Raw genomic sequence first — 20812 nt, 5'->3', positions numbered from 1 at the left:
AAGCGAAGTGGCAAGCCCGACAACCGGCTTGCCACTTCGCTTTGCCATTCTTAAAACTGGAAATAGATGAACGGTTGGATGGTGCTGCTCTTTATCTGGATAACTATATAGATGACAGCTGTTATAAGCAATGCGTCGACAACTATATTGCCCCGCTTCAGGCAATATATCATGCGCTCCTGCCACGAGTCTGGAATGAAGTGGGTCAGATAGCCCAAGGCAATCAGCATGAACACATATTTGTAGTTGACGACAACCTGCCAGAACAGTTCGGGGTGGAAGTCGGTGAATATTTGCTTCAGCATTACACCACTTGCCTCGAACGTTCCGTTTCTGAAAAATATCCACGTGAAGCATACGAAATGGAAAGTGATTATGCACGCCAATGCCTTGCGCAAGCCGTGTGAACGGTAATTCCTGTCGTGGTGAAGCACATCGGTGCGGAAATACTTATGAGCAGCCAGCGCCAAACCGTGCATGCCGCCCCAAGCCACGAAATTTAGGCTTGCGCCATGCCACAATCCGCCAAGAAGCATGGTAACCACCAGGTTTACATACGTGCGCAGCTTTCCCTTGCGGTTGCCTCCCATCGATATGTATATATAGTCGCGTATCCACGTAGAGAGCGAAATATGCCAGCGCCTCCAAAACTCCGATATGCTGCTGCTGACGTATGGTGCGTTGAAGTTCATTGGAAAATGGAATCCCAGAAGCAGCGCCAAGCCAATGGCCATGTCGCTGTATCCGCTGAAGTCGCAATATATCTGCAGGGCATAGCCATACAATCCGAGCAGATTCTCTATCCCGCTGTACAATCCGGGATTGTCGAATATACGGTCAACAAAGTTGAGGCTGATGTAATCGCTTATCACTGCTTTCTTGAAGAGGCCTATGGAAATAAGGAACACGCCCTTGGCAAACATGTCGCTTGTAACGACCAACGGATGCCGTATCTGGGGGGCGAAGTCGCGCGCCCTGACTATGGGGCCGGCAACGAGTTGGGGGAAAAACGACACAAAGAACGCATAGTCAAGCAACGAGGGCAGAGGTTTGAGCTGCCCGCGATACACATCTATCGTATAGCTGAGGCTTTGAAACGTGAAGAAGCTTATGCCAACGGGCAGGAAGATGTCCCACGGCTGAAAGTTGAAGTCAACCATGCGGGCAATGAGACCTGCAAAGAAATTGGTATACTTGAAATAGCCCAGCATGCCCAATCCGATGCAAAGGCTCAGCGCAACCAGCACCTTTGGCAACAGTCTGCGCTCGGGGTGGCGCTGCCTGTAGTTCCATATTCCGGCTGCAATGAAATAATCGCTCACGGTGACAATGGCCAGAAGCACAAAGTAAACACCGCTGCTCTTATAATAGAAGTAGTATGAAAAGGCCGTGACAAACAGCAATCGCAGAACTCGCTGCCTCTGCAGGAGCATGTAGACGAACGAAAAGCCCAGGAAGAGAAACAGGAAAAGGCCGCTGCTGAATATCAGAGGCTCGTCTGGATTGTATGCCAACAAATGTGAAATACTGTCAAGCATTGTTCTATTTAATGTTGTTTCGACGTTTATAGTTTTCAAATCCGGCCATGAATGATTCAAAGATGTAGTTGGCCACATGCTTCCCACCGGCAAAGCTCAGGTGGGTGTAGTCTTTGTTGGCCCATCCTTTGTCCACCATGGCTTTCATGCTCTCGCGCCCTCCCATGGCCTCGAACAGGTTGAAATAAGCCACACGGCACTCCGAGGCCATCAGCTGTTGGTAAGCGGCGAGCGACTCAACCCCGTTCATGGTACGTATGCCGGCAGCCGTGCGCTGGTCACGGTCGGGCACGCTCACTATGAGTATCGATGCCTCGGGGAATGCCTTGCGCAGGTTGTCGACAGCCTTCTGCATACGCTTTGTGTATGCCTTGTAATTGGCAATCTGGCTTTTTTCATTCAGCACGTTGAGTCCGAAATGCAGCACGATAAGGTCGTATGGGCGAAGCCTGGCAAAATCTCGCAATGTTTGCTGCGGTATGCTTGCCAGAGTATATCCTGCCGACCCCCTCATGCTGAAATTGTCGAGCACCACCCCTCCGGCCGATTCGAGCGCCATGCCGTAGACATAGGTGTCGCGGCCAACGCCGGTGAAGCTGTATGATATACTGTTGGTGGTGTCGGCCATGGTAAGCATCTGTACCGACGGCGACGACTTCACGTTGTACGTGTGCCGCCTGCCGTTGTCCGTCTGTGCCGTCACTGTAAGCGTGGTGTCGGTACGCAAGAAGAGGCGGGCCACTTGCCACGAAGCCGAGTGCGGCTTGTATGTCGTGCCTTTAGTTGTGACAAAAGCCCCTTCAGACGGTATGAAGTATCGCTGGTTTATGCCCTCCACCTTGTGTGAGTAGGGTTTCTTTACCACCTCATACTCTGCAAAGCCTCCGAAATTTTGTGTTATCGTGCGCCGGAAACCGTTTATTTTGCTTCCGCAGTCAACCCACCCAACTCCGTTTCCGCCAAACGCCTGTTGCAGTTTTTCGCGCAAGTCGCACGTAAGTATGTCGCCCTCGATGAACGAATCGCCAAAGTAGGCAATACGCACCGGACGCCCAGCCGCCCCCGCACCGGCAAGCATGTGGTAAAAATGATCCATTCCACCGGCCTCGCCTGCAGAATAGTCGGCAATCATGGTAACACCATCAGGGTGTACCTCCTCCACCCTTGCTGCCGTACTGTCACTGTCGGCAACGGCAACGGGCGCAGGTGGAGCTGGTGGCGCAACTACTTCGGCTGTGGCGCCGTCGGTTCCATAAGGTTCGGGCAGCACGTCGCTCAGTATGTTTACGTGGCGCAATTCAATGTCATTGACATATAATGTGGGCAACATGTGCATGGCCAGCAGTATTGCCACAACAAGGCCAGTCAGCACAAATGCCCGGGAGCATTGGTTCATGATTTGATGTTTATGAGGAAACTGTCCAAGACTTCTATGCCCTTGTTGGTACAGATGCCGCGCAGAGAGATAAATATAAGGTTGTAGAATATTTCTTCCATAGAGTACATGTTATAGAGTTGCGACATCATTATATATCGTTCTTGCGCGCTTAGTATATATATAATAAGGTCGTAATTGACGTCTTCACGAAAATATCCCTCACCAATGCCCCGGTGGAGGAATTCGCGGAATTGCTTTTGCGACTTTTTCTTGTCTTCCTCGAAATACCTCATTATCCTGGGATATTTCATCAGGTCGGAATAGAATACTGGGTTGGTAAACTTGAATTGCTCTATTGTGAGCCTGAAAGAGTGAAGTACGATATCCATAACGTTGTCGGCCCCTTCGGCAAATTCGCGCAGTGCTTCCTGCTGGGCACTCTTGCGCTTCTTGACGCCTTCAAACAGCAAGTCTTCCTTGTTCTCGCATATCTCGTAGATGGTGCGCTTCGAAATCGACAGCGAATTTGCAATGTCATCCATCTTCACCGCCTTGATTCCTTTCTCTGCAAACAGGGCCATCGCAGCAGACAGTATTTTCTCCTTGAGCGATTCTTTATATGTTGTTATATTTTTATTTTCAACCATAATCGATAATTTAATTTGCAAAGTTACTAAAATAATAAAAAAAGCCGATAGTTTTCAATTAGTTTTTCTTACCTTTGCATAGAAGTTAATATGCATCAAGCACCATTCTGCATGCTCACCGGGCCAGCCCGGATGGGAATCGCGGCCGAGCGTTTTCTTTACAGAAACGGGGGCGAGGGATGCCGGGCAAGGGCCCAGTGGCCCATACGGCCCATACGGGCATGCCGGACAGGCCGTTTGGACATCCCGTACAGGGCGTTTCGGGGCGGCAAATGGCGCATGTTGCAACATGTTGAACCATAGTTTGTTACATACAAATGGCAGGACAGGTAATTTTAACGTACGAAACGGGGCTGCTCAGCCAGCCATGCAACAACATAAAAACGAATTAAGGAGTAACTATCATGGTGAAAATTTCAAAGGAGGCCGCATTGCAGTATCATGCCAATGGCAGGCCGGGAAAAATCGAGGTCAAACCCACAAAACCCTATCGGACGCAGACAGACTTGAGCTTGGCGTATTCTCCGGGCGTGGCATATCCGTGCCTGGAAATACAGCAGAACAATGAAGATGCCTACAAATATACCGACAAGGGCAACCTTGTGGCCGTGATAAGCAACGGCACCGCCGTGTTGGGTCTCGGCGACATAGGGGCAATAAGCGGAAAGCCGGTGATGGAGGGCAAGGGCCTGCTGTTCAAGATATACGGCGGCATCGACGTGTTCGACATAGAGGTGGCCGAGAAAGACCCGGAGAAATTCTGCGAGGCCGTAGAGCGCATAGCGCCCACTTTCGGAGGCATCAACCTTGAAGACATCAAGGCACCCGAATGCTTTTACATTGAGGAACGGCTGAAGAAGAGCCTTGACATACCTGTGATGCACGACGACCAGCACGGCACGGCCATAATATCTGCCGCAGGCCTGAGGAATGCCCTTGAAGTGAACGGCAAAGACATCAAGGACGTCAAGATTGTGGTCAACGGAGCCGGCGCGGCTGCCATATCGTGCACCAAGCTGTACATGGCGCTCGGCGCACGCCGCGAAAACATAGTGATGCTCGACTCAAAGGGAGTGATAACCAGCGACAGGGCTAACCTCACAGAGCAGAAAAAGATGTTTGCCACAGACCGGCGCGACATCCACACTCTCGAAGAAGCCATCAAGGGAGCCGACGTTTTTGTCGGGCTGTCGAAAGGCAACGTGCTCACGCAAGACATGATAAGGTCGATGGCCGACCAGCCCATCGTGTTCGCGCTGGCCAACCCTGTGCCGGAGATTAGCTACGAAGAGGCCATGGAGAGCAGGCCCGACGTGCTCATGGCCACGGGCCGCTCTGACTATCCAAACCAGATAAACAATGTGATTGGGTTCCCTTACATATTCCGCGGAGCGCTCGACGTGCATGCATCGGCCATCAACGAGGAAATGAAGATGGCCGCCGTCAACGCCATTGCCGACCTGGCCAAGCAGCCGGTGCCCGACGTGGTGAACGACGTTTATCACGTCAACAACCTCACTTTCGGCCCGTCGTACTTCATACCGAAGCCCGTCGACCCGAGGCTCATCACCGAAGTGTCGGCGGCTGTGGCAAAGGCCGCCATGGACAGCGGAGTGGCTCGCACGTCGATAACCGACTGGGCTGCCTACAAGAACCAGCTCAGGGAGATGCTCGGACAGGAGACAAAGCTCACGCAAAAGCTCTATGACACCGCGCGCAACAACCCACAGAGGGTAGTTTTTGCCGAGGGCATTCATCCCACCATGTTAAAGGCTGCGGTGCAGGCCAAGGCCGAAGGTATATGCCAGCCCATAATCCTGGGCAACGATGAGCGCATTGCCAAATTGGCAAAGGAACTCGACCTGAACCTCGACGGCATAGAAATTGTCAACCTAAGGCACGACAACCAGGCCGAACGGCGCGAGCGCTACGCAATGATTCTGGCCGAGAAACGCCAGCGCCAGGGCTATACTATCGAAGAAGCCAACGACAAGATGTTTGAACGCAACTATTTCGGCATGATGATGGTGGAGACCGGCGAGGCCGATGCGTTCATCACAGGCCTCTATACAAAATACTCGAACACCATAAAGGTGGCCAAGGAGGTCATAGGCATACGCAAGGAGTACAAGCACTTTGGCACGATGCATATCCTGAACTCCAAGAAGGGCACGTTCTACATTGCCGACACGCTCATCAACCGCCACCCCGACAAGGAGGTGCTCGTCGACATAGCAAAGCTCAGCGCCATGACAGTGAGGTTCTTCAACGACACACCGGTGATGGCAATGTTGAGCTACAGCAACTTCGGAACCGACGAGGCCGGAAGCCCGCTGCAGGTTCACCAGGCTGTTGAAGAGCTGCACAGGCAATGCCCCGACCTCGCTGTCGACGGTGAGATGCAAGTAAACTTTGCCCTCAACAAAGACTTGCGCGACAGCAAGTACCCCTTCTCGCGGCTCAAGGGCCTCGACGTCAACACGCTCGTGTTCCCCAATCTGAGCAGCGCCAACAGTGCCTACAAACTGCTGCAGACGCTCGACCCTGACACAGAAATAATAGGCCCGATACAGATGGGGCTCAACAAGCCTATACATTTCACCGATTTCGAATGCAGCGTACGCGACATTGTAAACATCACAGCCGTGGCAGTGATAGACGCGTATGTAGACAAGCTGAAAAACAAATGCTGCATGGACTGATGCCGGCATAGCCACATCGCAGCCAAATAAATCCAGCCGCTCACTAAGACTGACACTCCGTCGGGCTGCAGTGAGCGGCTTATTTATGTTGTCAATCGTGCAAAAGAACTGTGGGCACGATTGTTGTTTACGCACACATTTTACAGTACAATTTTGTCATTTTTCCTCAAATTAATCATAAATTAATGGCAAAAAGATAATATTTTCGCAAATATTTTGATAAAACGCTTGCAATTTCAAGAAAATGCTTTATCTTTGCAAGCGATTTTCGGATACGCAAACACAATTAGAACAACCAACTAATAAAACAGAAGATTATGAATGCAGCACAAGTCGTAGAGAATCTTAAATGCAGATTCCCCAATGAGCCTGAATACATCCAGGCCGTAAGCCAGGTACTCCCGACCATAGAAGAGGAGTACAACAAACACCCTGAATTTGAGAAAGCCAACCTCATCGAACGACTTTGCATTCCTGACAGAGTTATCGAGTTCCGCGTTACATGGGTTGACGACAAAGGCCAAGTGCAGACCAACATGGGCTACCGCATCCAGCACAACAACGTGATAGGCCCTTACAAAGGCGGCATTCGCTTCCACAAGTCAGTAAACCTGGGCATATTGAAATTCCTTGCCTTCGAGCAGACTTTCAAGAACTCGCTTACAACATTGCCAATGGGAGGCGCAAAGGGCGGCTCCGACTTCTCTCCGCGTGGCAAGAGCGATGCAGAGGTGATGAGGTTCTGCCAGGCATTCATGAACGAATTGTACAGGCACATAGGCCCGGACATCGACGTGCCGGCCGGCGACATAGGCGTTGGCGGACGCGAAATAGGCTATCTCTTCGGTCAATACAAAAAGCTTACCCACGAGTGGAGCGGTGTGCTGACAGGCAAGGGCCGCGAGTTTGGCGGTTCGCTCATCCGCCCGGAGGCAACAGGCTATGGCACTGTTTATTTCTTGCTGTCAATGCTCAGCACCAGAAACATCGAGCTGGCCGGCAAGAGCGTGCTCATCTCCGGGTCGGGCAACGTTGCACAGTATGCTGCAGAAAAGTGCATACAGCTCGGCGCCAAGGTTCTCACCCTGTCAGACTCTGACGGCTATATCTACGACCCGGATGGAATAGACCGCGAAAAGCTTGACTATGTCATGGAGCTCAAGAATATAGAGCGCGGGCGTATCAAGGAATATGCCGATGAATATCCCAACGCCGTTTATCACGCCGGCGAAAGGCCTTGGGGCGAAAAGGCAGACATTGCGCTGCCATGCGCCACACAGAACGAAATCAACGGCGACGAGGCTCAGACGCTTGTGGCAAACGGTGTAATAGCTGTTGCCGAGGGCGCCAACATGCCTTCGACTCCCGAAGCCATCGAGGCATTCCAGAGTGCCAAGATTCTTTATGCACCGGGCAAGGCTTCAAACGCCGGCGGCGTGTCGGTGTCGGGCCTCGAGATGAGCCAGAACTCGGAAAGGCTCAGCTGGACAGCCGAAGACGTTGACAACCGACTGAAAGTCATAATGAAGGACATTCACGACAACTGCGTGAAATACGGAACCGAAAGCGATGGCTACATCAACTACGAGAAGGGAGCAAACGTTGCCGGATTCATGAAGGTGGCCAAGGCCATGATGGCACAGGGCATCGTATGATGAGACCACTACAAGACAACACAAAAGCTTGACATTTCCAAGAAACGGGGGCGCACCTGCAAGGGGGGCGCCCCCATTGTTTTTTCACGGCCCACGATGCCTGCCCCCAGGGGACACCGGCACCATCACCGCCCAAGCCAGCCTGGCGGCGGCCGCAACCGAATAATGCGTCGTAAGCCAGCAAAATTGGTTGCTGTTGCCCAAAAGCCTGCGATAAATGCTCACAGAAGCCCCTCCCATTTGGCCATCTCGGAAAATTATATTAATTTTGCGCTAAATTTACAGACAGTGTTGTTTTTACAGTAAAATAATAAGGCAAAGAGATTATGATCACAGTCACAAACTTGGCTATTCAATTTGGGAAGAAAGTACTTTACAAGGATGTGAACATCAAGTTCACCAATGGAAACATATATGGCGTCATCGGTGCGAATGGCGCGGGCAAGTCGACATTGCTGCGGGCCATCAGCGGCGAACTCGAACCCAACAAAGGCTCGGTGGAACTCGGGCCGGGCGAGCGCATGTCGGTATTGGAGCAGGACCACTTCAAATACGACGGCTACAGCGTGCGCGACACCGTCCTCATGGGCCATGCGCCTCTGTGGGAGAACATGAAGGAGCGCGAAGCTCTCTATATGAAGCCTGACTTCAGCGAGGAGGATGGCATCAGGGTAGCCGAACTTGAGGATAAGTTTGCACAAATGGACGGTTGGAACGCCGAGAGCGACGCCGACCAGTTGCTTACCAACCTGGGCATCAAAGACGACCTGCACGACAAGATGATGAGCGACCTGTCAAACAACGAGAAGGTGCGTGTCATGCTGGCCAAGGCTTTGTTCGGCCACCCCGACAACCTTTTGCTTGACGAGCCTACCAACGACCTCGACCTGGACACGGTGATGTGGCTTGAGGAATATTTGAGCAACATTGAGCAGACCGTACTGGTGGTGAGCCACGACCGCCACTTCCTCGATGCCGTGAGCACACAGACCGTAGACATAGACTTCGGCAAGGTAACTGTGTTTGCCGGCAACTATTCGTTCTGGTATGAAAGTTCGCAGCTGGCCCTGCGCCAAGCCCAGAACCAAAGGCAAAAGGCAGAAGAGAAACGCAAGGAACTCGAAGAGTTCATCCGCCGTTTCTCTGCCAATGTGGCAAAGAGCAAGCAGACGACAAGCCGCAAGAAGATGCTTGAAAAGCTTAATGTTGAAGAAATACGCCCCTCATCAAGGAAGTATCCCGGCATCATATTCCAAATGGAGCGCGAACCTGGCACACAGATTCTCGAAGTCAACGACCTCAAGGCAGTAGACACTGACGGCACCGTTCTGTTTGACCACGTTAATTTCACAATTGAAAAAGGGCAAAAAACGGTATTCCTCAGCCGCACGCCAAAGGCCATGACGGCCTTGTTCGAGATTATCAACGGCAACCGTAAGGCAGATGCCGGAGATTTCAAGTGGGGCGTGACGATAACAACAGCATATCTGCCACTCGACAACTCGGAGTTTTTCGACAGCGACCTTAACCTCGTCGACTGGCTCAGCCAGTTTGGCAAAGGCAACGAGGTGCAGATGAAGAGCTTCCTGGGCAGGATGTTGTTCAAAGACGAGGATGTGCTCAAGAAGGTTAACGTGCTGAGCGGAGGCGAGAAAATGCGTTGCATGATAGCAAGGATGCAGCTGAAAAACGCCAACTGCCTGATACTTGACACGCCGACAAACCACCTTGACTTGGAGAGCATACAGGCATTCAACAACAATCTCATAAACTTCAAGGGCAACATTCTGTTTGCCAGCCACGACCACGAGTTCATACAGACTGTGGCCGACCGTATCATAGAGCTCACTCCGAACGGCACTATAGACAAACTGATGGAATACGACCAGTATATATACGATGAGAGCATAAAGGAGTTGAAGGCCAAGATGTACGGCAACAATTAGGCATGGTTTTTGCAGTACTGTTTTGTAATACAACAAAAGACAGACAACTATTATGGAAGAGAAGGAAAAGGAAATAGAAATAGAGAACGGCGACGAGAAGGTCTGCGAAGAGCAGGCCGGCGTTAACGGCGACGAGACTGCAGCAAGCCAGACGAAAAATGAAACCACTGCCGATGAAAAAGAAGCAGAGAAGAGTCCGCTTGATGTTGCCAATGAGCAGATTGCCGAACTTAAAGACAAGTATTTGCGCTCTGTTGCCGAATTTGACAATTACCGCAAACGCACATTGAAAGAAAAGGCTGAGCTGATATTGAACGGTGGCGAAAAAGCCATATCTGCCATTCTGCCAGTCCTCGATGACATGGAACGTGCCATTGCAAACGGAGAAAAAACAGAAGACCCAAAGGTTCTCAGGGAAGGCATGGAATTGATTTATGCAAAATTCCAAAAGGTTCTCGAGGGCTTGGGAGTGAAGAAGATTGACACGGAAGATGCAGATTTCGACACTGATGTGCATGAAGCTGTCGCCATGGTTCCTGGCATGGGCGATGACAAGAAAGGCAAGGTGCTCGACTGCATTCAGACGGGATATATGTTAAATGAAAAGGTAATACGCCACGCCAAGGTGGCCGTAGGACAGTAACCATCAACGACTCTGGCAAAGCAAATGGCAAAGAGAGACTATTATGAAGTGCTGGGCGTAGGCAAAGACGCATCTGAGGATGAAATAAAAAAAGCCTACAGGAAAATAGCAATAAAATATCATCCCGACCGAAACCCAGGCAACAAAGAGGCTGAAGAAAAGTTCAAGGAGGCTGCCGAGGCGTATGACGTTCTCCATGACCCGCAAAAGCGCCAGCAATATGACCAGTTCGGATTCAATGGACCGGCAGGCGGAGGCTTTGGTGGATTCAATGGCGGCAGCATGAACATGGACGATATCTTCTCTATGTTTGGCGACATATTCGGAGGACGTGCCGGATTTGGCGGCTTTGGTGGCGGACAGCGCCGCCCACAGCAGTATCGCGGTAGTGACCTCAGGCTTAAGGTTAGGTTGTCGCTGAACGATGTCGCCAACGGTGTGACAAAGAAATTCAAAGTCCGTAAAGACGTAGTCTGCTCACATTGCCATGGAAGCGGTGCTGAGAGCGGTAGCGCTGCCGAGACCTGCCCCACCTGTCATGGGTCGGGAGTGGTAATGCATACTACGCAAAGCTTTTTCGGAATGGTGCAGACGCAAGGCGTATGCCCGACCTGCGATGGCGAGGGAAAGGTAATAAAGAACAAGTGCCACAACTGTGGTGGCAGCGGTATTGTCAAAGGAGAAGAAGTTGTTGAAATCAACATCCCAGCCGGTGTGGCCGAGGGAATGGTCGTCAACATTCCAGGAAAGGGCAACGCCGGTAAGCACAACGGGATTAACGGCGATATTCAAGTTTATATCGAAGAAGAACCGAACGACACATTCGTGCGCGACGGTAACAATCTGATATACAACCTTTTGCTTGATTTCCCTACAGCAGCACTTGGCGGTGAGGTCGAGATACCAACCATTGAAGGTACCAAGTTGAAGGTTAAGATTGAGAATGGAACGCAACCCGGTAAGACACTGCGACTTAAGGGAAAGGGACTGCCGGCCGTGCAAGGCTACGGACGCGGCATTGGCGATTTGGTCGTCAACATCAGTGTATATGTGCCGAAGACGCTGTCCAAGGATGAGAAAGAGGCCTTGTTGAAGTTGCGTAATAGCGACAACTTTAAGGGAGATTCTGAAACCAAGCAATCAATCTTCCAGCGATTTAAGAATTATTTCAATTAAATATCAACGATGGGGTGCTGATATCGAGGCACCTCATTTATTTTAGCAGACCTATGACTTATAAAGAAACGACAGAGTACTTGTTTAACCAGATGCCCATGTTTGAGAGGCAGGGCGCGTCAGGATACAAGGAAGGATTGTATAACACATTGATGCTGGATGCCCATTTCAACCATCCCCACAGACATTACAAGACAATCCATGTTGCAGGAACAAACGGCAAAGGGTCGTGTTCACATACAATGGCTGCATTTTTTCAAGCCTGCGGATACAAGGTCGGACTATATACTTCACCACACTTGAAAGACTTCCGCGAACGTATAAGGATTAACGGCATGCCAATTAGTGAAGAGTATGTTGTTAAGTTCGTAGAAGACGAGCGCAACTTTTTTGAACCTCTACACCCATCCTTCTTTGAAGTTACGACTGCTATGGCGTTCAAGTATTTCCGTGATGAGCAAGTTGACATTGCAATAATAGAAGTGGGGCTCGGCGGTAGACTTGATTGCACGAATATTATAACGCCTGAATTGTCGATAATAACCAACATCAGCTTTGACCATACCCAGTTTCTTGGCAATACACTCGCGCAAATTGCACGTGAAAAAGCCGGCATTATAAAAGATGGGGTACCAGTTGTAGTCGGTGAATATAACGCAGAGACTCGTCCTGTTTTCGAAGAAGTTGCCAAGAGCCACGGCTCTGCAATCATCTTTGCAGCAGACGAACAAGAGGTCATGGCTGCCCAACCACTGAACAACGGTGGAATGATGTATCAAACAAAGCATTTTGGCGAATTGGTCGGCGACTTGAGCGGACTGTATCAAATTAAAAATGCGAACACTGTATTAACAGCCATCCGCGTATTGAGCGAATCAGGTCAATATCCACAACTTGATGCCAATACAAATCCAAACATGATTGTGGCACATGCAAGGGAGGCATTTAAGCAAGTTGCAGCATCGACAGGACTGATGGGAAGGTGGCAAACAGTGAGCACCAACCCGCTTGTGATATGCGACACCGGGCATAATGTAGGAGGCTGGAAATATCTGAGCGAACAGCTCAAACGTGTGGACTGCCATTCCAAGCGGATAGTTTTCGGCATGGTTAATGACAAGGACATTGATGGAGTGTTGGAATTATTGCCCAAAGACGCAGTTTATTATTTCACAAAAGCCAACACTAAGCGGGCCTTATCCGAAATTGAGTTACAGAAGATGGCAATCCGTCATGGGCTGGTCGGAAATACATATCCGACAGTGAAACAAGCTTATGAAGAAGCGAAACAGTCTGCATCACAAGCAGATTTGATTTTTGTTGGTGGCAGCAGCTACGTAGTGGCAGATTTCCTATGCGCATTCGTTTAGTTGTTTTTAACACTGATGTAAACGTTTTTTTCCGCGTTTAATTTGTCGATTCCGTTTTTTTTCGGTTACTTTGCAATTAATACGATAACTAAAAACAATGGAATTATGACGAACACAGCAGAAAACGTGAATCTGTGTGGTCTGAATCGGAAAGATTTCCAGACCACGATTAACGGGAAGAAAACCGACTTATACATACTTCGAAACAGGAAAGGCTATGAAGTTGCCATAACCAACTATGGTGGTGCTATTGTTGCTATTATGGTTCCCGACAAGGATGGCAACGTGGCAAACGTCATTCAAGGCCACGACAATATTCAAGATGTAATAAACAGTCCGGAACCGTTCTTGTCGACATTGATAGGCCGTTATGGCAACCGCATCTGCAAAGGCCAATTCACACTCAACAAGAAAGAGTATCAGTTGGCGATAAACAATGGGCCAAATGCACTGCATGGCGGTCCGACTGGATTCCATGCGCGTGTTTGGGAAGCTCGCCAGATGGGTCCCCGCTCCCTTGCACTGCACTATGTTTCAGCCTACGGTGAAGAAGGCTTTACTGGGGAATTCAGGGTTACAGTTGAATTCACATTCACTGATGACAATGAGCTAATTCTGGAATACCTCGCCTGTACAAACAAGAAGACCATCATGAACCTTACGCACCATGGCTTTTTCAGTTTAGCTGGCATCGCAAACCCAACTCCGACGATTGATAATCTTGTTTGCGAAATTAATGCAGATTATTACATTCCAATCGACGTCAATTCAATTCCTACCGGCGAGATTCGCTTTGTCAAGGACACCCCGTTTGATTTCCGTACTCCGAAGGAAGTGGGCCGTGATATCGACGCAGACGACGAGCAAATCAAGAACGGCGAAGGGTACGATCACTGTTTCGTGCTCAACAAGAAGGAAGAAGGCGAACTGAGTTTTGCAGCGAAGATAAAGGAGCCGGTAAGCGGGCGCACCATGGAGGTTTATACGACAGAGCCTGGTGTGCAGGTTTACACCGACAATTGGGCCGACGGATATTCCGGGCAACACGGGGCAACATTCCCACGCCGCAGTGCAATATGCTTTGAGTGCCAGCACTTCCCCGATACGCCAAACCATCCGTATTTCCCGTCGGTGGTTTTGGAGCCAGGCGAGCAGTACAAGCAAAAAACGATATATAAATTTGGAGTGGAAAAATAAATGCACTAACAACAATAGTATTTACAAACCAACCACATTATATTCTAAAAAGAAATGAACCCAAGTCAAAGACCGAACTACACGTTCGCACTTATCGTCGTGTTCATTGTATGTTTCCTCATCGGATTCATAACAACAATGAACAACTCTATGATTGCTTTCTGTTCAGAAGCCTTCAAACTCACTGCACAGCAAGGCCAGTATGTTAACACCGCTTTCTACGGTGCTTATCTATTGTCCATCCCATTCGCGTTTTTAATGAGTAAAATCGGCTATAAAAACACGCTCATACTGGGTCTGGCAATATCAGGTATTGGCTTTATTGTCAATTCTATCGGCATAAGGTCTGCAATATCAGCAGGCATCAATGTCTACGCCATCTTCCTGGCGTCGATGTGCCTCGTAGCAATGGGTGTGGTGATGCTTCAGAATGTTGCCAATCCTTACGTCATGGTATTAGGCTCACCCGAGAAGGGAGCTTTCCGAATGACACTTAGCCAGGCTCTCAACTCTGTTGCCACAACGGTTGCCCCGTTGTTTATCACCTACGTGATAATCAATGGCAAGGCTCCCGCTCCTGAGCACGTTCCCGGGCCGTTCATGGGTCTTGGCATCTTTGCAATCATCATTTGCGTTATACTTGTTTTCCTCAAGTTGCCGCAAATAGACGAAGGGAAACAGGCTGAAGAAGCCGGCGAACACCATGAGTATAAGAGCAGTGTATTCAAGTATACTCACGTTTGGTTGGGTGCCCTTGGAATATTTATGTATATGGGTGTCGAGATTGGTGTGCCCTCAATGCTCCCCTACCGTTTCCAGATGCTGTATCCAGACATGGACAGTGCCGCATTGGCAGCATTGGCAACGCAGTACCTGGCATTCTATTGGGGCGGCATGATGGTGGGCCGTTTCATCGGCGCCGGCATCTTGACAAAGTTTGAGCCCCGCAAGCTCCTGTCTGCATGCCTCTGCCTTGGTGCTGCTTGCATTGCGCTGTCGTTGATAACAGCCAGCAGCATGGTCGGCATTTGGTTCATGCTTGCAGCCGGACTGTTCCACTCTGTGATGTGGCCACTGATATTCAACCTTGGACTGCAGGGCCTTGGCCCGCACACCAAAGCTGCGACAGGCATTATCAATACCGGTGTCATCGGGGCTGCGTTGTTGACCCCAATAATGGGTATCGTCGTCGACGCCACAAGCGTCATCGTGGCCCTTTGCCTTATGTTTGTTTACTATGCATATATCATCTGGTTCTGCAACTTCGGTAGCAAGATTGGAATCAGCAAATAATAACCAACAAAATTAGAAGACTTATGGATATAGAATTTGTTAGAAGTAGATTCATCAAACATTTTGATGGTAAGGAAGGCAACATATATGCTTCTCCGGGTCGTATCAACTTGATCGGTGAACACACTGACTATAATGGCGGCTTCGTTTTTCCCGGTGCTGTCGATAAAGGTATAATGTGTGAAATAAGGCCAAATGGCACCAATACGATAATGGCGTATGCCATCGACATGAAGGATCGCGTAGAGTTCAAGGTTGACGACCCGCAGGGCCCGCGTGCAAGTTGGGCACGCTACATCTACGGCATCGTTCAAGAAATGCGTAAGCTCGGCGTCGATGTGAAAGGATTCAATACAGCCTTTGCCGGTGATGTGCCTCTCGGAGCAGGCATGTCGTCTTCTGCAGCCCTCGAGAGCTGCTACGCTTTTGCCCTCAACGACCTCTTTGGCGACAACAAGGTGAGCAAATGGGACATGGTGCTGGCAGGCCAGGCCACAGAGCACAACTACTGTGGTGTTAACTGCGGCATAATGGACCAGTTCGCCAGCGTGTTCGGCAAGGCAGGATGCCTCATGCGCCTTGATTGCCGCAGCCGCGAATTTGAATACTTCCCGTTCAACCCTGTAGGCTACAAACTGGTATTGCTCGACTCTGTTGTAAAGCACGAGTTGGCCGGATCGCCCTACAACGACCGTCGCAACAGCTGCGAGAATGTAGTAAAGCACATTGCAGCCAAGCATCCGGAAGGTAAATTTGAGACACTGCGCGACTGTACATGGGAGCAACTTGAAGAGGTCAAGGCCGAGGTTGGCGACGAAGATTACCGCCGTGCCAAGTTCGTGCTTGGTGAGAAAGACCGCGTGCTTGCCGTTTGCGATGCATTGAACGCCGGCGACTACGAAACAGTGGGCAAGAAGATGTACGAGACCCACTACGGCCTTTCAAAAGAGTACGAAGTTTCTTGCGAGGAGCTCGACTACCTCAACGACATTGCCAAAGAGAATGGCGTTACAGGCAGCAGGATAATGGGTGGCGGCTTTGGCGGTTGCACCATTAACCTCGTGAAAGAAGATTTGTATGACAAATTCATTGCTGATGCGAAGGCTAAGTACACCGCCAAGTTCGGCCATGCACCCAAGGTGTATGACGTTGTCATCAGCGACGGGGCACGTAAAATCTGCTAATCTCTGAATTGACAGTTTAAATTAAGATTCCAATCCCCAAAGTTCGGATGGCAATCATTCGGGTTATCAGTTTGCCCGGTGCCTTTGCCGGCTGAGCTTTGGGGATTTCCGTCTAATATGTGCATCAGGAAGTGCGGCTCTCCATTTACGGCTCTAAAGGCAGCCGTAGAAAGCAACTGACTACAACATTATATTAAAACGATGAAAACGATATTTACTTTGATCCTTACTCTTTGTGCAGCATTATGCCAGGCTAACGGCCGGAACACCATATACGACACCAATGTCAAGACCCTGCAGGTGGTCGTAAATAAAGACTGGCTGTCGCCTGCCGTGATGGAATTGAAAAGCAGCGACGTGCTCCACATCAGTTTCGACGAGATGTCACACGACTATCACCGCTTTGTTTATAAGATAGAGCATTGCGAGGCAGACTGGTCTGTATCGGATGGGCTGTTTGAAAGCGATTACATTGAAGGATTCAACAACAACCCAATAGAAGACTACCAGAACTCCATAAACACCACAGTATTGTATACGCATTACAAATTGGACATTCCCAACGACAAGTGCAGGCTGAAAATCAGCGGCAACTACAGGCTTACTGTATACGATGAAGACAACGACAACCGAAAGGTGCTTACCGTTGAGTTCATGGTGGTCGAGTCGGACATGAACGTAGGCTTGGCCGTCACTTCTAATACTGACATTGACCTGAACGAAAGCCACCAGCAACTGTCAATGACTTTAAATTACGGAGAATTCAGCATAACCAATCCCACCGAGCAGATACATACCGTAATCACGCAGAACAACAGGCCTGAAAGCGCCAGGGTAAACGTCAAGCCAAACATCGTGAACAACAAGGGACTGCAATGGAGCCATAACAAGCAACTCATTTTCGACGCCGGCAACGAATACCACAAGTTTGAGGTGCTGGCCCTGAGCCATCCGACGATGGGCATCGACCGCATTTCGTGGGACGGACACAACTACAACGCCTACCCTTTCGTGGCCGAACCGCGCAAGAACTACCTGTATGACGAAGACGCAAACGGGGCTTTCTACATACGCAACAGCGACAACATAGAAAACGATTATACCTGCGATTACGTTTATGTACACTACCGGCTCAGGTCGCCGGAACTGACAGGATGCAACATTGCCGTCAACGGACAGTGGGCAACCGACGAAGACCAATCGGCCTATGTCATGCAGTACGACCAGGCAAATGCCGAATACCAGGCCACAATATTGCAGAAACAAGGCTATTACTCCTATCGTTTCATAACTGTCGACAACAATGGCATGACAGGCATTCCGCCCACAGAAGGCAACTTCTATCAGACCGAGAACCGCTATCAAGCATACGTTTACTACAAGGGAACAGGTGAAAGGACATGGCGCCTTGTGGGCTACAGGCAAGTTGAGTTCAGGAGCGACAACCCGTCGGCCGTCTCTGTCGGGCTGTAGGCTTGGGGTAGGCCGGCAAATCGTAGATTGCTCCAACACCATGCACAGCAATGCCAATTCCACCAAAGGCGAAGGCGCCACCGGCAGCCATCAGCACACCAAATGCACAGCAGTGCCATGGCAAACGTGTTGCACCGCAATACTTTGGCAGTCTTATCAAGACAAAAGGCGCAACCACACATATTAGTTATGGTTGCGCCTTTTGCGCTTATTCATACACTTAGCCAACCGCCAGCCGCCAAGCTCTGCCAATCAGCCGACTGCCTGCGCGGCACATCTGCCTACGGGGCGCATTCGGCAGACAAGCCGGTAAGACTAAAACTTTTGCCTCTCGCTGTGAGGCAAAAGCTCAAATCTTAAGTTCTTTCATTATCTCGCTTAATTTCTGAAGCGTAGATATGCGAGTAGGCACGAGCGGCAGTCGCAAAACGTTTTTTATCATGCCCATCTCGTGCAGCATAGCCTTGACGCCAGCCGGGTTGCCATCTACAAACAGCAAACCGAAAAGGTCGGTAAACCGATGGTGTATCTCGCGCGCAGCTGCATACTCCCCTTTAAACTCGAGCCTAATCATCCGCGAGAACTCCTTGGGAAGCGCATTGCCAATGACGCTGATCACTCCCACCGCCCCGCATGAAATCATGGGGAACGTCAGGGCATCATCACCACTTATCACGTCAAAGTCGGCCGGCTTGTTCTTTATTATCTCATCCACCTGCTCCAGATTGCCACTGGCCTCCTTTATCGCCACAATATTCTTGCAGTCGCGCGCCAGCCTGACCGTTGTGGCAGCTGTCATGTTGACCCCAGTGCGGCCCGGAACATTGTATAATACCACAGGCAACTTCGTTGCACCTGCAATAGCCTTGAAGTGCAGGTAGAGACCTTCCTGCGATGGCTTGTTGTAGTAAGGGCAAACGCTAAGTATTCCCGATATTCCATTAAGGTCTGCCGACTTCAGCTCTTCAACAACAGCCATTGTGTTGTTGCCGCCAAATCCCATCAATATAGGAACGCGCCCGCCTACTTTCTCAACAACTAAATCCTTTATGCGACTCTTTTCGTCGGAAGTAAGACATGGGGTCTCGCCTGTCGTGGCCAATATGCAAAAGAAATCGGCACCATTCCGCAGCTGGTAGTCAATCAGCCTCGACAAAGAGGCATAGTCAACCGAACCGTCTTCGTTGAATGGGGTTATCAATGCTATTCCTAAGCCTTTAAAGATATTGTGAACCATAAAAACGTTGGTTATTCTGTTTCTACGCGCAAAATTACACAAATTAATTGTAATTTGTCACTTCGTTGAGCTTTTTTTCACTTCTTTGCTCTGATTTAATTCATTATTGATGCCATTCTATCATTGAAACAGGTCAATCTGACAGCACCGCCAGATGGGTTTGCCTGCATCCCGGACGGATGATGTGCCGGGCAGGAAAAGGCAAGCCCGTGATGTTAAAAACCAACATCGCCAGATGCTTATAAAATATATTTCGTATTTTTGCAAACCACACAAAGACATTGTTGTAGCAGAACTTTGCAACTGTTGGCCATCAGTGTCGCCATTCTACCGCATTTAAGCAACTCGTCATGTGGTGCCCATGTCCTAAAGCATCATAGCCCCCGTTGAATGGCTTAGTGGCCCTCAATGCGAAATTATGCATGTAGCCAACAGCGGCAATGGTATGGCCTCATGGCTGTTTTGCTTGACTTGTTGCAGTTTTGCACTGCACTGTAACCGCGTTATGTCGGTTTTTGGCTCGAAAAATGTGCATGAAGGCTTCATAGCCATTGCTCCATTGCAAATTGCAGACTGCAAGTTTGCTCAAGCAACATGCTGTGATGTCCGCGCCACCCCACCCAATCAGCAGTCATAGATGGGCCTACGCTTAATTCAAAGACAATCAAAAGAGAATAATAATAAATGCTCGATGAACCATGAACATATTAAAATCAATTGCCGTTTGGGCTTGCTTCATCCCGTTGGCAATACTCAACGGTGGATTGCGCGAACACGTGCTGACCGAAATCATGGGAGACCTTCGTAGCCTGGCGGCCAGCGGTGTCAGCTTGAGCGGGCTCATATTGTTGGCCACTTGGCTGTTGTTGCCAAGGCTCGTCGAACTTACCCCCAAACTGTCCATGGCCATTGGGGGTGCATGGACTTTGCTTACGGTGTTGTTTGAATTTGCTTTCGGGCTGGCGTCGGGCATCCCCGTCTCTCAATTGGTCGCGTCTTATAATCCGTCTACAGGCAACTTATGGCTTTTGGTTCTGACCACAACAGCGCTGTCGCCCGCCATCGTATGCTTTGCAAAAAAGAAAAAACAGCCATAGTGGCCGCGTGTGATTATGGCCACGAAATATTGCAACGCCAAACAGATTTCGCAACGCTTTCCCACCCATGACGCCAGAAGCCCGCAACCCACAGTCATTCAACACATTACGAAACGGCCCATATCACAGTGCAAGATAGCCCGTATTGCATTGCAAAACGACCCGTTCCGCCTGGCAAAACAGGCCGTATTTATTCACCATTATTCATATTCTGCCCTCAAAACGGCATATTCGTCAAATAATATTCTTGCAATTTCGGCAACGGACGTGCAGGTA

Annotated in this window: 15 protein-coding genes and 1 pseudogene; 12 read left to right on the top strand and 4 right to left on the bottom strand. The window is 49.8% G+C overall.

Annotated features, from left to right (window positions below; translation table 11 throughout):
* Positions 1 to 50 precede the first annotated feature (50 nt).
* The 3 genes from M3089_RS03710 to M3089_RS03700 are packed head-to-tail and all read right to left on the bottom strand — an operon-like array spanning position 51 to position 3563.
* Positions 51 to 1538 (bottom strand): MBOAT family O-acyltransferase, encoded by a 1488-nt coding sequence (locus tag M3089_RS03710; protein ID WP_249081805.1) that lies wholly within the window; start codon positions 1536 to 1538, stop codon positions 51 to 53.
* 4 nt (positions 1539 to 1542) lie between these two features.
* On the bottom strand, positions 1543 to 2934 hold the full coding sequence (locus M3089_RS03705) for a GDSL-type esterase/lipase family protein (protein ID WP_249081802.1): 1392 nt from the start codon (positions 2932 to 2934) through the stop codon (positions 1543 to 1545).
* A complete protein-coding gene (locus M3089_RS03700) occupies positions 2931 to 3563 on the bottom strand; it encodes a TetR/AcrR family transcriptional regulator (RefSeq protein ID WP_249081800.1) in 633 nt (210 codons plus the stop codon). The genes M3089_RS03705 and M3089_RS03700 overlap by 4 nt, the downstream gene beginning before the upstream one ends.
* A 404-nt stretch (positions 3564 to 3967) precedes the next feature.
* On the opposite strand from M3089_RS03700, the gene M3089_RS03695 reads away from it, so the two are divergent.
* The 11 genes and pseudogenes from M3089_RS03695 to M3089_RS03650 all read left to right on the top strand — a co-directional run bounded on the left by M3089_RS03695 (position 3968) and on the right by M3089_RS03650 (position 18202).
* Entirely contained in the window at positions 3968 to 6265 is a 2298-nt protein-coding gene (locus M3089_RS03695; protein ID WP_249081799.1) for an NADP-dependent malic enzyme, read from the top strand.
* 317 nt (positions 6266 to 6582) lie between these two features.
* Positions 6583 to 7920 (top strand): NADP-specific glutamate dehydrogenase, encoded by a 1338-nt coding sequence (locus M3089_RS03690; RefSeq protein WP_249081796.1) that lies wholly within the window; start codon positions 6583 to 6585, stop codon positions 7918 to 7920.
* Between the two features lie 326 nt (positions 7921 to 8246).
* Positions 8247 to 8786, top strand: a pseudogene (locus M3089_RS15960) (ATP-binding cassette domain-containing protein); the annotation flags it as partial.
* A gap of 33 nt (positions 8787 to 8819) precedes the next feature.
* Positions 8820 to 9866 carry an ABC-F family ATP-binding cassette domain-containing protein gene (locus M3089_RS15955; RefSeq protein WP_421930560.1) on the top strand — a complete coding sequence of 349 codons (1047 nt, stop codon included), beginning with the start codon at positions 8820 to 8822 and terminating at the stop codon, positions 9864 to 9866.
* A 52-nt stretch (positions 9867 to 9918) separates the two neighbouring features.
* Positions 9919 to 10509, top strand: coding sequence for a nucleotide exchange factor GrpE (locus M3089_RS03680; RefSeq protein ID WP_249081794.1), 591 nt, complete (start codon positions 9919 to 9921; stop codon positions 10507 to 10509).
* Positions 10510 to 10533: 24 nt separating this feature from the next.
* Positions 10534 to 11685, top strand: coding sequence for a molecular chaperone DnaJ (gene dnaJ, locus M3089_RS03675; protein ID WP_205110483.1), 1152 nt, complete (start codon positions 10534 to 10536; stop codon positions 11683 to 11685).
* 53 nt (positions 11686 to 11738) lie between these two features.
* Positions 11739 to 13055, top strand: coding sequence for a bifunctional folylpolyglutamate synthase/dihydrofolate synthase (locus tag M3089_RS03670; protein WP_249081793.1), 1317 nt, complete (start codon positions 11739 to 11741; stop codon positions 13053 to 13055).
* Positions 13056 to 13160: 105 nt separating this feature from the next.
* Positions 13161 to 14252 (top strand): aldose epimerase family protein, encoded by a 1092-nt coding sequence (locus M3089_RS03665; protein ID WP_205110479.1) that lies wholly within the window; start codon positions 13161 to 13163, stop codon positions 14250 to 14252.
* Positions 14253 to 14306: 54 nt separating this feature from the next.
* Positions 14307 to 15545 carry an MFS transporter gene (locus tag M3089_RS03660; RefSeq protein ID WP_249081792.1) on the top strand — a complete coding sequence of 413 codons (1239 nt, stop codon included), beginning with the start codon at positions 14307 to 14309 and terminating at the stop codon, positions 15543 to 15545.
* Positions 15546 to 15568: 23 nt separating this feature from the next.
* Complete coding sequence (gene galK / locus M3089_RS03655; RefSeq protein ID WP_249081791.1) at positions 15569 to 16729, top strand: galactokinase; 1161 nt, start codon at positions 15569 to 15571, stop codon at positions 16727 to 16729.
* A gap of 201 nt (positions 16730 to 16930) precedes the next feature.
* On the top strand, positions 16931 to 18202 hold the full coding sequence (locus M3089_RS03650) for a type IX secretion system plug protein (RefSeq protein ID WP_249081788.1): 1272 nt from the start codon (positions 16931 to 16933) through the stop codon (positions 18200 to 18202).
* A 349-nt stretch (positions 18203 to 18551) separates the two neighbouring features.
* Here M3089_RS03650 and dapA read toward each other — a convergent pair whose 3' ends face one another.
* Positions 18552 to 19439: a 4-hydroxy-tetrahydrodipicolinate synthase gene (gene dapA, locus M3089_RS03645; protein ID WP_249081786.1), complete on the bottom strand. Its 888-nt coding sequence runs from the start codon at positions 19437 to 19439 to the stop codon at positions 18552 to 18554.
* A gap of 698 nt (positions 19440 to 20137) precedes the next feature.
* On the opposite strand from dapA, the gene M3089_RS03640 reads away from it, so the two are divergent.
* A complete protein-coding gene (locus M3089_RS03640) occupies positions 20138 to 20536 on the top strand; it encodes a hypothetical protein (RefSeq protein ID WP_249081785.1) in 399 nt (132 codons plus the stop codon).
* The last annotated feature ends 276 nt before the right edge of the window (positions 20537 to 20812 follow it).

It is taken from the genome of Marseilla massiliensis, from assembly GCF_023336985.1.
Taxonomy (GTDB): Bacteria; Bacteroidota; Bacteroidia; order Bacteroidales; family Bacteroidaceae; genus Prevotella; species Prevotella intestinigallinarum.
Note: the sequence above shows the minus strand (reverse complement) of the source record. Positions and strands in the feature narration are given on the sequence as shown.